Origin of the sequence: Ruminococcus sp. 1001136sp1_2201st1_G3_2201SCRN_220225 (assembly GCF_040924365.1) — a bacterium.
Taxonomy (GTDB): Bacteria; Bacillota; Clostridia; order Lachnospirales; family Lachnospiraceae; genus Blautia_A; species Blautia_A faecis.
Genome location: NZ_JBCOME010000087.1, coordinates 1 through 11941 on the forward strand (window position 1 = coordinate 1; position 11941 = coordinate 11941).

The following is an 11941-nucleotide window of genomic DNA, read 5'->3' on the forward strand; positions in this document are numbered from 1 at the left end:
TGCTTGCATTCTCTAATGATTATTATGGATTGATTTTTAGGGCAACACAATCCGTCGAATTATTTTGCGCTTACAGATTTTGTGCCATTGCGGTAGTTAGGCTCACCAGATCTTTCATAACGGTCATAGCCGAGATGATCATCCATTTCTTTTTCAAGCATATCTTGGAGTGTTCCAGATAACAGGTCTTTTAATGCCTCCTGAATGTCATCAGCAGACTGAATATCATACTCTTGAAACAATCCCTGAATGAGATTTCTCTTTCCTTCTGTCATTGGTTTTGGTTTGTAAACTTCTTTTTTTCTGTTTGCCATTATAAAAGGCCTCCTATGATTTTTATATTTTATCATAGAAGACCTTAATGTTGTTTATTTTACAGAGATTTTTTCACAGGCTCTTGAGTTCGGGGAAAGGCAGTACTGAACTGGCTTAAATTCTGCATTTGTTCTTTCAGATCAGATTGAAAACGGTCAGCATGTTGCTGGCCGAATTCTTCTTCAATATAATCTGCAATGTCGGTGACATCGTAAATTGCTTCCCAGGTTAAAATAATTTTATATTCTTGCATTTCTTCGTGCATCCCTTAATTCTGTGATTTTGCGAAAAGCATCTTCCAGTGGCAATTCACGACCAGCTTCCATATCATCAATTCCCCGGTCTAACATGCGGAGAAGATGATTGTTTTCCTGGTTATTATCGGTTGTAGGGACTTTTTTTGTTAATTCCATGAAATCACTCCAATCATACGGTTTATAAATAGTGTATGTTGTTCAGAAGTATCTATCCATAGTTTAGCATAGAATGGGCAGCAATACAATTGAATTATTTTGCAGGAGCGTCCGTCAGACCAAGAAGATTTTCGCAGGAAACATTAAATACTTCGGCCAGTGCGACAACTTCGTAGTCGGGAACGAAACGGTTCAGGAGGAACATTTAAAGCGCGTACCAGTTTTCTGATTTTATGAAAACTGGGAACTCGGCCCCCATTTTCAATTTCCTTTAAATATCGGCTGGACATTTCTGCTTTTTCAGCTAATTCCTTATAAGTCAATTTTTGCTCGTGTCGGGCGTTCTTAAAAAACAATTCCAGTTCTTTATCTGTTTGTTTTGGCATATGATACACCTCCATGTTTAGTGTATAGTTCCCTTTCTTGAAAGAAAATGAACTAATATTTCACTAAAAAAGAGGGTGATATTTCACTTTTTAAAAGACATATAAAATTCTAAATTTCCGTAAAACAGATCCGGAGTATTGGAAAGATTAAGAATTATATTGTCTGGTATCATATCCGTCATTACGTGACGGATTGATTGCTGAAGCACTGCAGACACTTACTGAAAAGAAAAGGAATGTTGTGTTATTATCATATTTTATGGATATGAGTGATGCAGACATTGCCAGAGAAATGAATCTTGTACGCAGCACAATTAATGAGCATCGTAGACGATCACTGGAACTGATGAGAAAAAATATGGAGGAATCTGCAAATGAAAAAAAGTAAAAAACAGAAATGCGCATTTGATTTGCTGCCATTCCATGTTATTGAGGCAGCATCAACTGGTGATACTGAGGCAATCCAGGCAGTGTTGAAGCATTATGAAGGGTACATAACAGTTTTAGCTACCAGAAAAATGTTTGACGAATTTGGACAGGTGCATTACTGTGTAGATGAAACTCTGCGTCAACGCTTGGAAACAAAACTGATTACTAAGACCTTGGGATTTGATACGAAATCATATGTAAGGAAAAGTAATCAGTAAAGGGAGTATTTAATATAGATTCCTTTTTCCCTTCAGGAATTTTTGTACCTTGAAAATTGTATATTGTTTTACATACAGGACGTGAAGATATGTAGAGCCACTAGGTAAATCCGCCATGATATATCTGCTCTGCTAATGGAGTAAATACGAAGAAATGCTGAAATATAACATTGAAGTAAAGGTATGGAGCGAGAAGAATTTGACAAAATGTGCAGCAGCTGCACAGGGCGACGAAGCATATCTGTAATAATGATACTTCCAGAAAAGATCTGGTCATATTTAATGACGGTGTAAAACCGATGTGGGCAGAGTACTGAACTGCCACCTGTATTGTAATTTTATCTGCCGATGACAGTATATAAAATTGTAAATTGTCATGGGCAGATAAAAATGTTTTGTCCAAAGAGAAAAGGAGGAGAGAAGAGTGGCGATTAAAATTGAAAAAAGTAAGATTCCAATTTGGAAAAAATATATGCTTACGGTGGATGAAGCAGTGCAATATTTTGGAATAGGTGAAAAGAAAATAAGGATGCTTATTTCGGAACATCTAAATTCAGAATGTTGCTTTACAGTCCAGGTGGGGTGTAAGTCGTTGATTAACCGTAAGAAATTTGAGGCCTTTCTGGATCAGACTACGTCTTTGTAAAAAATATACGAACAATTTAGTGCTTTAAAGTGGAAATGTTAGCCCTGGTATGATATAATTCCTATATCGTGCTAGAGCCTGTTTGAAAAATCATTCCCGCAATCTGCACGCCCCACTTTGCGGGAGATTTCACCCGAATTCGGTTGCCGTAGCCCGCTACGGCGCCCTCATCCGAGCGAAATCTCCCACAAATTGTGACGCACATCTTGCAGAAAGCCTTTTTCAAACACGCTCTAGGAAGAGATGAATAGGAGTGCAAAACCGGCATAGTATGATAAAATAATAGAAAAAAATTAAAAATAATCTGATTATAAGGTTCTTAGAAAGCCTGTTTTCCAGGCTGGTTATTACTAAGAAGTTACTAAATTTGGATAAGAAAATATACGAATTTATGCTGTGATATACAGGAAAATGACAGGATTGAAGATTATCGGAAAATGCCTGCAAACAGCGTAAATACAGCATTTCAAGGAGTTTTAAGCAATGATAAGTGTGTTATTTGTCTGCCACGGCAATATCTGCCGCAGCCCAATTTCTGAATTCGTTATGAAGGATATGGTTACGAAACGAGGCATCAAGGCTAAATTTTACATTGCGTCTGCAGCCACCAGTACGGAGGAAATCTGGAATGGAATCGGGAATCCGGTTTATCCGCCGGCAAAGCGGGAATTGGCAAAGCATGGGATTTCCTGCGAGGGGAAAAGAGCGGTACAGATCACCAAAGCAGATTATGGAAAATATGATTATATTCTGGGAATGGAAGAGAGAAACATTCGGAATATCTTGCGAATTGTAGGAAAGGATCCGGAAGGGAAAGTGAAGCTCTTACTGGATTATTCAGATAATCCCAGAGATATTGCTGATCCGTGGTATACGGGGGATTTTGAATCTACTTATAGAGATGTAGTAGAAGGCTGCGAAGGATTTCTTGCGTATCTGGAGAAAAATGAGAAGATATAGGTTGGAAGAGTATACGCAATATGATAAACGTAATGATGAAATAAAAATAGTAAAAACAAAAAAACAATGCAAAAATGTGCATTTTGAACATTTTCTATTCCCTATTCTAGTGACAATTTTATTCAACAGGGCTACAATAACCTCAATCTAAGAATTTCGCAATGACGCTCTAATGCAATAAAAATATCATTAGAAAACACGTCTCATAAAATGTCAGAGGCGTGTTTTCTATATGATAAAACTTTAACAAAAATACAAAAAAACGGAAAATTGTGTTGATTTTATCCCTCAGATATGTATAATATAGGATAAGGAAAAAGGGAATCAATCCGGTTCCATTCCTTTGGTTTTGTACCATAGAGGCTGTGACCGCAGGTAATATTCTTTGATATGTATTACGGTGAGATGCGGACTGAAGCTATAAATCTGCATTCGCAGATGAATTCCATTTTAGAGAAAAGAGGTTAAGTGTAAGATGGCAAAAATCAATTTAACAAAGTATGGTATTACCGGAACTACAGAAATTGTTTACAACCCCTCTTATGAAATGTTATTTGAAGAGGAGACCAAACCAGGTCTTGAGGGCTTTGAAAAAGGACGGGTCAGCGAGCTTGGCGCTGTTAACGTTATGACAGGTATTTATACCGGACGTTCTCCTAAAGACAAATATATCGTAATGGATGAGAATTCTAAAGACACCGTATGGTGGACATCTGACGAATATAAGAATGATAACCATCCTGCATCACAGGAAGCATGGGAAGCAGTGAAAGAGATCGCTAAGAAAGAGCTCTCCGACAAGAGACTTTTCGTAGTTGATGCATTCTGCGGTGCTAACAAAGATACCCGTATGGCAATCCGTTTCATCGTTGAGGTTGCTTGGCAGGCACACTTTGTAACAAACATGTTCATCCAGCCTACAGAAGAAGAACTGAAAGACTTCGAGCCAGATTTCGTTGTTTACAACGCTTCCAAGGCTAAAGTAGAGAACTACAAAGAATTAGGTCTTAACTCTGAGACAGCTGTAATGTTCAACATTACAAGCCGCGAGCAGGTTATTGTCAATACATGGTATGGCGGAGAGATGAAGAAAGGTATGTTCTCCATGATGAACTACTATCTGCCGCTTAAGGGCATCGCTTCCATGCACTGCTCTGCAAATACAGATATGAACGGTGAGAACACCGCTATCTTCTTCGGCCTTTCAGGAACAGGTAAGACTACACTTTCCACAGATCCTAAGAGACTCCTTATCGGTGATGATGAGCACGGCTGGGACGACAACGGAGTGTTCAACTTCGAGGGCGGCTGCTATGCTAAGGTTATCAACCTTGACAAGGATTCTGAGCCGGATATTTACAATGCAATCAAGAGAAATGCTCTTCTTGAGAACGTTACACTTGACGCAGAAGGAAAGATTGATTTCGCTGATAAGAGCGTTACAGAGAACACTCGTGTATCTTATCCGATCAACCACATTGAGAAAATCGTTCGCCCGATTTCTTCCGCACCGGCTGCTAAGAATGTTATCTTCCTTTCCGCAGATGCATTCGGAGTACTTCCTCCAGTATCTATCCTGACACCAGAGCAGACTCAGTACTACTTCCTGTCTGGATTCACAGCTAAACTTGCTGGTACAGAGCGTGGAATCACAGAGCCTACACCTACATTCTCAGCTTGTTTCGGACAGGCATTCCTTGAACTGCATCCGACAAAATACGCTGAAGAGCTGGTTAAGAAAATGGAGAAGAGCGGAGCAAAAGCATACCTGGTTAATACAGGATGGAATGGAACCGGAAAACGTATCTCCATCAAAGATACTCGTGGTATTATCGATGCAATCCTCAGCGGCGCTATCTTAACAGCACCGACTAAGAAGATTCCATTCTTTAACTTTGAGGTTCCTACAGAGCTTACAGGCGTTGACACAGGTATCCTTGATCCTCGTGACACATACGCTGATGCTTCTGAGTGGGAAGTTAAAGCAAAAGATCTTGCAGATCGTTTCGTTAAGAACTTCAAGAAATATGAAGGAAATGCAGCTGGTAAAGCACTTGTTGCAGCTGGTCCTCAGGCATAATCATTTAAGATTATTTATGGGTCTGCCGTATTTACGGCAGGCCCTTTGTTGTTTATACTGGCAATATTTATAAAATGTTTTCTATGAATAAAGAAAACAACCATCACAGCTTGTTGCTATTCACTGTTAACGTCTCGCGAGGAGTTTTTTTGGTGAACAAAGTTTAAAGCAAATACGAGAATTACAGCGCGAAATCATGTGAACATGATTTCTGTGCATCGCGAAGCGTGCTGCTGTGAAGGTCGTGAACAGTAATAACAGCTTTTATTGCAAGGGAAAATTGTCGATAGAAAATCCTTTACAAACACATTCATATCTTATATACTATCCATACAGCAACTCAAATGGAAGCCTTATCTATTTCTAAATATCTGCTTCCATCTTTTATTTCAAATACGGATCATTTGCAGTGCACAGCAAGGTCAGTATTCGTTAGGGCATTTCGCCCGTTTTTATCAAGAAAGGAATTATATATGAGCAGAGAGTATGAGGTATTTGTGGAGAGTCTGCGCCAATCTCTAATGGAACGGCTTGGACTTAATGAGAAACAGATTTACTTTGAAGAACGGGACGAAAATGGCATGACACCAAACGGCGACCGGCTGTTTGTAGAGTGCAATGCGTCTTCAGTGGGAAAAGAAGTCTGCGGAATTCACACGGAAGAGCTTTTTGAGGATTATGAGGATGGTGTTTCACTGGAACAGATTGCAAAAACAGTGGAAAGTGAAATACGTAAATTAAAAACAGCTGGATTTTTTGAGAAAACCAAAAATCTGAATAACTACGAAAAGGTGAAAAATGATCTTTTTATCCGGGCACTTAATGTAGAACGCCATGAACGGGAACTGTCGAAGGCAGTATACCGTGTAGTGGGCGATATTGCACTTGTGCTATACATGCAGGTGGGAAATTTGGATGGCCGGATCAGCAGCATGAAAATACGCACGGATAACATAAAAGAATGGGGAAAGGATGAAAAGACAGTTTTTGACGCAGCTCTTCTAAACACGTATTTTATTTCGCCGCCCAGAATTTTTTATTGGGAAAAACTGGTCTACAATCCAGATTATGATGGAGAATGCTTCATGGATCTGAACCATGAATTCTATCTGACAAGGGACAGCATCGGAAGCTGTCTGAGCACTGCCAGAAGGACAAACGGAGCCGTTGCAATATTCTTGCCAGGCGTGGCCAAAAGGCTTGCAGATCTGATGGATGCAGATTTCTATATGGTTTTTACGAGCATTCATGAGGTGATGATCCACAACGCTGATCATTCTTATCCGGAGGATCTTGAAAATGTTTTGAGAGAAACTTTGCGGGAGGCAACTCCGGAAGAAGATTTTCTCACGGACAAAATATACAGATATTGTAGAGAGACCGGAGATTTTCTGATGTATAAAGGCACCGTATTTATTGATTTAAACAAGTTGAAATCTGACAGTGAAGAGAACGGATAAACAGATAGAAACAAGTGTAGTTACGTCATTTTCGGACTTTTTGTACAATGGGTGTTTTCGGCAGAAATTTTGATTGCAAAAAAGAACTGCAGTCAGATTGTAAACCAATCTGCTGCAGTTTCTAAAAACCAAATTATGAATTTCTATCCGAGAATTGCGGAATCGTTGGAGAACTCTTCTCCGCTGGCTTCCTCAAATTTATCAAGAAGCTGTTTTACGGTAAGCTTTTTCTTTTCTTCTCCTTGGATATCAAGAATGATTTTTCCGTTCATCATCATGATCAGGCGGTTGCCGTGAGCAATGGCGTCCTTCATGTTATGTGTGATCATCAGTGTAGTAAGGTGATCGCGGTTGACAATCCTGTCTGTGATATCCAGCACCTTGGCAGCTGTTTTGGGGTCAAGGGCTGCGGTATGCTCATCAAGAAGGAGAAGCTTTGGCTTCTGAAGGGTTGCCATGAGAAGCGTAAGTGCCTGTCTCTGACCTCCGGAAAGAAGACCCACCTTAGAGGTAAGACGATCTTCAAGACCAAGATTCAGAATCTTCAGAAGCTCTTTGTACTCTTCTCGTTCGGCTTTTGTAATACCAGAACGAAGAAATCTTGTTTTTCCGCGGCGTTTTGCAAGGGCAAGATTTTCTTCAATACCCATGGTAGCAGCAGTTCCGGTCATGGGATCCTGAAATACACGTCCCAGATAAGCTGCTCGCTTGTACTCGGAAAGTTTGGTGACATCTGTTCCGTCAATGATGATCTGTCCCTCGTCTACTGGCCATACACCGGCAACTGCGTTCAGCATTGTGGATTTTCCGGCACCGTTGCCGCCGATGACAGTAACAAAGTCGCCTTCATTTAATTTCAGGGAAAGTCCGTTCAGAGCCACCTTTTCGTTGATGGTTCCTGGATTAAAGGTTTTATATATGTTTTTGATCTCAAGCATTGTTCTTACCTCCGCGTTTTGCTGGTTTTGCGAAATATTTTCCCTTCCAGTAAGGCACTGCCAGGAATACAGCTACTACAAGTGCAGACAGCATTTTCAGAAGGTCAGTGTCGATACCCATCCAGATAACAGTCTGGAGAACCAGATAGTAGAGAATGGAACCAAATGCTACGGCCAGAAGACGGAGCGCGAAATTGCGGAAAATACGGCTGAAAATCGCTTCGCCGATAATAACAGCAGCAAGTCCGATTACGATAGCACCACGTCCCATATTGACGTCTGCAAATCCCTGATACTGTGCAAGCAAGGCACTGGAAAGAGCAACAAGTCCGTTGGAAATCATAAGTCCAAGTACTTTGCAAAAATCAGTGTTGATACCCTGTGCACGGGACATGTTTGGATTGCATCCGGTAGCCCGGAGGGAACATCCAAGCTCTGTTCCAAAAAACCAGTAAAGAACTGCGATGATCACAACAATAAATAAAGCGACGATAAGAATTGTGTTCTGAGTGATCGGTACATTTTTTATACGGCGTAAGGAAATCAGGATCGGGTATTTATCAACGTTGATAGCCTGGTTTGCTTTTCCCATGATTTTCAGGTTAACAGAGTACAGGGAAAGCTGTGTCAGGATTCCAGCAAGGATGGCCGGGATTCCCATAAAGGTATGGAAAATACCGGTAACAAGACCAGCTGTCATACCAGCCAAAGTGGCAACTAAAAGAGATACCCATACGTTATGTCCGCTGGTCATCATCATGACGCAGACAGCACCTCCGGTACACATGGTACCGTCTACGGTCAGATCGGCGATGTCAAGGACACGGAATGTAAGATATACGCCAATAGCCATAATACCCCAGATCAGACCCTGGGCAGCGGCACCCGGAAGTGCCATGATTAAGTTTGCAATTTGCATGTCTTTATCCTCCTGCATGCGTGATTTGTTTGCTGGAGCGTGTTTGAAAAAACATTTTCGCAATTTGTACGCCCCACTGTGCGGTATATTTTGCCTGAATTCGGTTGTCGTAGCCCGTTACGACGACCTCACCCGGACAAAATCTCCCACAAATTGTGACACACATCTTGCAGAAAGTCTTTTACAAATACACTCTGGTGTTCACTGTGTGAACATCAACATTTGTTTTGTGGACAAATGTTTGAAAAAGACAGTTACTGGAATCTTTATAGTGTTTTGTATGTGGAGTAACTGGCTTTTTGTTATTTGCGTAAACAGAAATATTCATTTTGGAAGAAATGCTATTTTATGCATAATTATGCATAAAATATACTTAAAAATACATTCCTTCAGAAACGACACAAACAGCGAGAGAGGCTTCCCTTCCCGCTGTCTGTGTTGATTACTGTCAGAGTCTTTTGACAAGCTCTAAAAGCAACTGAATGTCTAAATTAACTGTCAAACAAATATGAAAATTTTTATTGTGCATTACTGCATATGTTATAAACCAGTAATTATTCTGCGTCAGCACCGATTGCAACATAGTCATCCGGAACTTCAATTCCCAGCTCAGCACAGATGTCTGCATTGTATTCTTTTGTGAAGTTTGGTGCATATTCGATTGGCATTGTAGAGATATCTTCACCATCTTTCAGAATTTTAACTGCCATTTCACCAGTTGCTTTTCCAAGATCATAGTAGCTGATGGAAAGTGTAGCAACACCGCATCCGGAGCAGATTCCTTCTTCACCTGCGATTACCGGAACCTTTGCCGGAAGGCAGATGTTGTTGATCAGCTCTGTGTTGGAAGCTGCTGTGTTATCGGTAGGAACATAGATAACGTCACTGTCTGCAACTGCATTTGTTACAACAGAAGAAATATCGTTGGAGTCAGAGAATGCGTAGTATTCGCAAGTGTATCCAAGATCTTCAAGAGCTGCCTTCACCGTATCAACCCGATACTGGGAGTTTGGTTCTGCGGAGCAGTACAGAAGTCCTACAGTCTTAGCATCCGGGAAAAGTTCATTCAGCATTGCTGCCTGCTGGTCGAGAGGAGCAAGGTCTGAAGTACCGGAAATATTGCCGCCTACAGTACCATCAAAATCTGTAAGGTCAAGAGCTACGCCATACTCTGTAACTGCAGTTCCAAGAATCGGGATATCGCTTGTTCCGGCAGCAGCTGCCTGAAGAGAAGCAGTAGCATTTGCAAGGATAAGGTCTACGTTACTGGATACGAAGTTGTTGATGATCGTACTACATGTTGCGGAATCACCCTGTGCATTCTGCTCATCAAATGTTACGTTTTCTTCGCCAAGACCTTCTTTTACTGCATCTTCAAATCCCTGTGTTGCTGCATCCAGTGCTTCGTGCTGAACTAACTGGCAGATACCAATATTGTATGTTTTCTGCTCTTCAGCGTGTACGGTTACTGTACCTGCAAGACCTGCTACCATAGCTCCGGTCAGAATTACTGACAAAACCTTTCTTTTCATATTTTATTTCCTCCTTAAAAAGTGTTTTCGTGTTTTAAAGTGCTTTTTCTGCTTTAAAGTATTGCCTAAACAAAATAATACCGCTTTAAAGCGCAAAAGTCAAGTCGCTTTTGTAATTTTTTCACATATCCTAATAGAGAAATAGTATTTGAAAAGGAAATTTTGACATGCCATATTCTATTATGATTGACGCCGGGCATGGAGGTTGTAGATAACGCAAGTGATGAAAACAACGAAAATACAAGGAGAAAGGCAACTGTTGTACCTATTAAAATAGAATATGTGTGAGAGGACAAGCCTTTCAGTAATGTAGACGTTCAGAAATGAGCGTCTATTTTTATACCCAAAATGAAAGGAGCATTAGATTTATGAAAAAGACATGGAAACGATTGTGTACGGGCTTCTTAGCTCTTGCAACTGTCGTTACTGCTTTACCGACTACACCCGTCCATGCAGAAAGTAAGCAATACTGGACGGAAAGTGCAGAGCGTGTCGGTATCATTGAAAAAGTAATGAATGACGGTTCTATCGGTTCGACATTCAATGAGGGCTATATGAAAGTCGAGGGCGAAACTGCCTATTGTATCGACATCAATACAGATTTTAAGAATGGCTACAAGACCAGAGCTGACGCAAGCTCACGCATGAGTGCCGACCAGATTTCAGATGTGGCGTTATCCTTAGAGTATGTTAAACAGTATGGCGAAGCTCACAAGGAACTGAACTACAAGCAAGTCTATCTGCTGGAACAATGTGTCGTCTGGCAGAGATTGAGCGTACATCTTGGCTGGCAATGTGATAACGTGCGAGCTTCTTATGATGAAATACCAAAGGCTATGCAGGACGAAGTTTTCTCTGGTGCAAGAGCCTTTGTCAAAGAAAATAAAGGACGCTATGAATGTGGCGGTTATATCTACTCTGGCGAGGGGCAGGAATTAGGACAATTCTGGGCGAAACTGAATGTCGGAAATGCGAAACTGCAAAAGACTTCCAGTAATACCAGCATTACCGACGGTAACGGGAATTACGCTATCGCTGGTGCGACATACGGTGTCTTTGCTGATAAGGACTGCACGAAACAGCTTGCCACCCTTACGACTGATGAAAACGGAAATACGGACGTTGCAGAGGTAAAAGCAGGCACAGTCTATATCAAGGAATTATCCGCACCAGCAGGATATAAAGTAGATAAAACTGTATATTCCTTAAAGATTGAAGCTGGAAAGACAGCGACATTGAACGTATCTGATACGCCAAAAGTAACGGACACTTTGATTGAGCTTTTCAAGATTGATATGGAAACACAGAAAGACAATCCGCAAGGAAACGCTTCTTTAGCAGGTGCGGAATTTACATGGAAGTATTATGCAGGCTTCTATAACAAAGACAATCTTCCTGCCGAAGCAACTCGTACATGGGTTACAAAGACAATCGCTGAAACAGACAGCAACGGGACAGCCCACTACATCACAAAATTAGCGGACGCATACAAGGTATCTGGCGACAGCTTCTATATGCAGGACGGCAAGGCGGTTCTTCCACTTGGAACGCTAACCGTTGAAGAAACAAAAGCTCCAAACGGCTACTTGTTAGAGGGTGCATATATGCAGGCTGGCGATAAGTCCGAACAGATAAAAGGCTTATA

The 11941-nt window shown here is 41.0% G+C and carries 14 protein-coding genes and 4 pseudogenes; 9 read left to right on the forward strand and 9 right to left on the reverse strand.

All coding sequences use genetic code 11. The features are described 5' to 3' along the window. Window positions 1-77: 77 nt before the first annotated feature. The 4 genes and pseudogenes from AB5642_RS18735 to AB5642_RS18750 all read right to left on the reverse strand — a co-directional run. Window positions 78-314: pseudogene (locus AB5642_RS18735) on the reverse strand (transposase); the annotation flags it as partial. A gap of 59 nt (window positions 315-373) precedes the next feature. Beyond that, complete coding sequence (locus AB5642_RS18740; protein ID WP_237926031.1) at window positions 374-568, reverse strand: type II toxin-antitoxin system RelE/ParE family toxin; 195 nt, start codon at window positions 566-568, stop codon at window positions 374-376. Further along, window positions 555-728: a hypothetical protein gene (locus tag AB5642_RS18745; RefSeq protein ID WP_173719209.1), complete on the reverse strand. Its 174-nt coding sequence runs from the start codon at window positions 726-728 to the stop codon at window positions 555-557. Before AB5642_RS18745 ends, AB5642_RS18740 begins: the two co-directional genes overlap by 14 nt. A gap of 143 nt (window positions 729-871) precedes the next feature. Continuing rightward, window positions 872-1114, reverse strand: coding sequence for a helix-turn-helix transcriptional regulator (locus AB5642_RS18750; RefSeq protein ID WP_227201021.1), 243 nt, complete (start codon window positions 1112-1114; stop codon window positions 872-874). Between the two features lie 241 nt (window positions 1115-1355). On the opposite strand from AB5642_RS18750, the gene AB5642_RS18755 reads away from it, so the two are divergent. The 3 genes from AB5642_RS18755 to AB5642_RS18765 all read left to right on the forward strand — a co-directional run bounded on the left by AB5642_RS18755 (window position 1356) and on the right by AB5642_RS18765 (window position 2407). After that, on the forward strand, window positions 1356-1502 hold the full coding sequence (locus AB5642_RS18755) for a hypothetical protein (RefSeq protein WP_330655682.1): 147 nt from the start codon (window positions 1356-1358) through the stop codon (window positions 1500-1502). Continuing rightward, window positions 1489-1761, forward strand: coding sequence for a helix-turn-helix domain-containing protein (locus AB5642_RS18760; RefSeq protein WP_118248127.1), 273 nt, complete (start codon window positions 1489-1491; stop codon window positions 1759-1761). Before AB5642_RS18755 ends, AB5642_RS18760 begins: the two co-directional genes overlap by 14 nt. Window positions 1762-2185: 424 nt before the next feature. After that, complete coding sequence (locus AB5642_RS18765) at window positions 2186-2407, forward strand: excisionase (protein ID WP_237926032.1); 222 nt, start codon at window positions 2186-2188, stop codon at window positions 2405-2407. Window positions 2408-2468: 61 nt separating this feature from the next. On the opposite strand, the pseudogene AB5642_RS18770 reads toward AB5642_RS18765, so the two are convergent. Continuing rightward, window positions 2469-2573, reverse strand: a pseudogene (locus tag AB5642_RS18770) (DUF6783 domain-containing protein); the annotation flags it as partial. On the opposite strand from AB5642_RS18770, the pseudogene AB5642_RS18775 reads away from it, so the two are divergent. The 4 genes and pseudogenes from AB5642_RS18775 to AB5642_RS18790 form a co-directional block, all read left to right on the forward strand. Continuing rightward, window positions 2550-2654: pseudogene (locus AB5642_RS18775) on the forward strand (DUF6783 domain-containing protein); the annotation flags it as partial. The pseudogenes AB5642_RS18770 and AB5642_RS18775 overlap by 24 nt on opposite strands. Window positions 2655-2890: 236 nt before the next feature. Next, window positions 2891-3367: a low molecular weight protein-tyrosine-phosphatase gene (locus tag AB5642_RS18780; RefSeq protein WP_173719208.1), complete on the forward strand. Its 477-nt coding sequence runs from the start codon at window positions 2891-2893 to the stop codon at window positions 3365-3367. 475 nt (window positions 3368-3842) lie between these two features. After that, entirely contained in the window at window positions 3843-5447 is a 1605-nt protein-coding gene (gene pckA / locus AB5642_RS18785) for a phosphoenolpyruvate carboxykinase (ATP) (RefSeq protein WP_368371839.1), read from the forward strand. Window positions 5448-5920: 473 nt separating this feature from the next. Beyond that, a complete protein-coding gene (locus tag AB5642_RS18790) occupies window positions 5921-6907 on the forward strand; it encodes a DUF5688 family protein (protein ID WP_118578494.1) in 987 nt (328 codons plus the stop codon). A 143-nt stretch (window positions 6908-7050) separates the two neighbouring features. Here the strand turns inward: AB5642_RS18790 and AB5642_RS18795 are convergent, their stop codons facing one another. The 3 genes from AB5642_RS18795 to AB5642_RS18805 are packed head-to-tail and all read right to left on the reverse strand — an operon-like array spanning window position 7051 to window position 8930. After that, window positions 7051-7845, reverse strand: a complete 795-nt coding sequence (locus AB5642_RS18795; protein WP_118578495.1) for an ABC transporter ATP-binding protein — start codon at window positions 7843-7845, stop codon at window positions 7051-7053. Continuing rightward, window positions 7838-8764: an ABC transporter permease gene (locus tag AB5642_RS18800; RefSeq protein WP_118578496.1), complete on the reverse strand. Its 927-nt coding sequence runs from the start codon at window positions 8762-8764 to the stop codon at window positions 7838-7840. Before AB5642_RS18800 ends, AB5642_RS18795 begins: the two co-directional genes overlap by 8 nt. Window positions 8765-8768: 4 nt before the next feature. After that, entirely contained in the window at window positions 8769-8930 is a 162-nt protein-coding gene (locus AB5642_RS18805) for a DUF6783 domain-containing protein (RefSeq protein WP_306467811.1), read from the reverse strand. On the opposite strand from AB5642_RS18805, the gene AB5642_RS18810 reads away from it, so the two are divergent. Beyond that, window positions 8859-9206 (forward strand): DUF6783 domain-containing protein, encoded by a 348-nt coding sequence (locus AB5642_RS18810; RefSeq protein ID WP_306467812.1) that lies wholly within the window; start codon window positions 8859-8861, stop codon window positions 9204-9206. The two genes, AB5642_RS18805 and AB5642_RS18810, sit on opposite strands and share 72 nt — an antisense overlap. Window positions 9207-9318: 112 nt before the next feature. Here the strand turns inward: AB5642_RS18810 and AB5642_RS18815 are convergent, their stop codons facing one another. Next, a complete protein-coding gene (locus tag AB5642_RS18815) occupies window positions 9319-10296 on the reverse strand; it encodes an ABC transporter substrate-binding protein (protein ID WP_368371841.1) in 978 nt (325 codons plus the stop codon). Window positions 10297-10664: 368 nt separating this feature from the next. Here AB5642_RS18815 and AB5642_RS18820 point away from each other — a divergent pair. Then, window positions 10665-11941 (forward strand): annotated as a pseudogene (locus tag AB5642_RS18820) (SrtB-anchored collagen-binding adhesin); the annotation flags it as partial.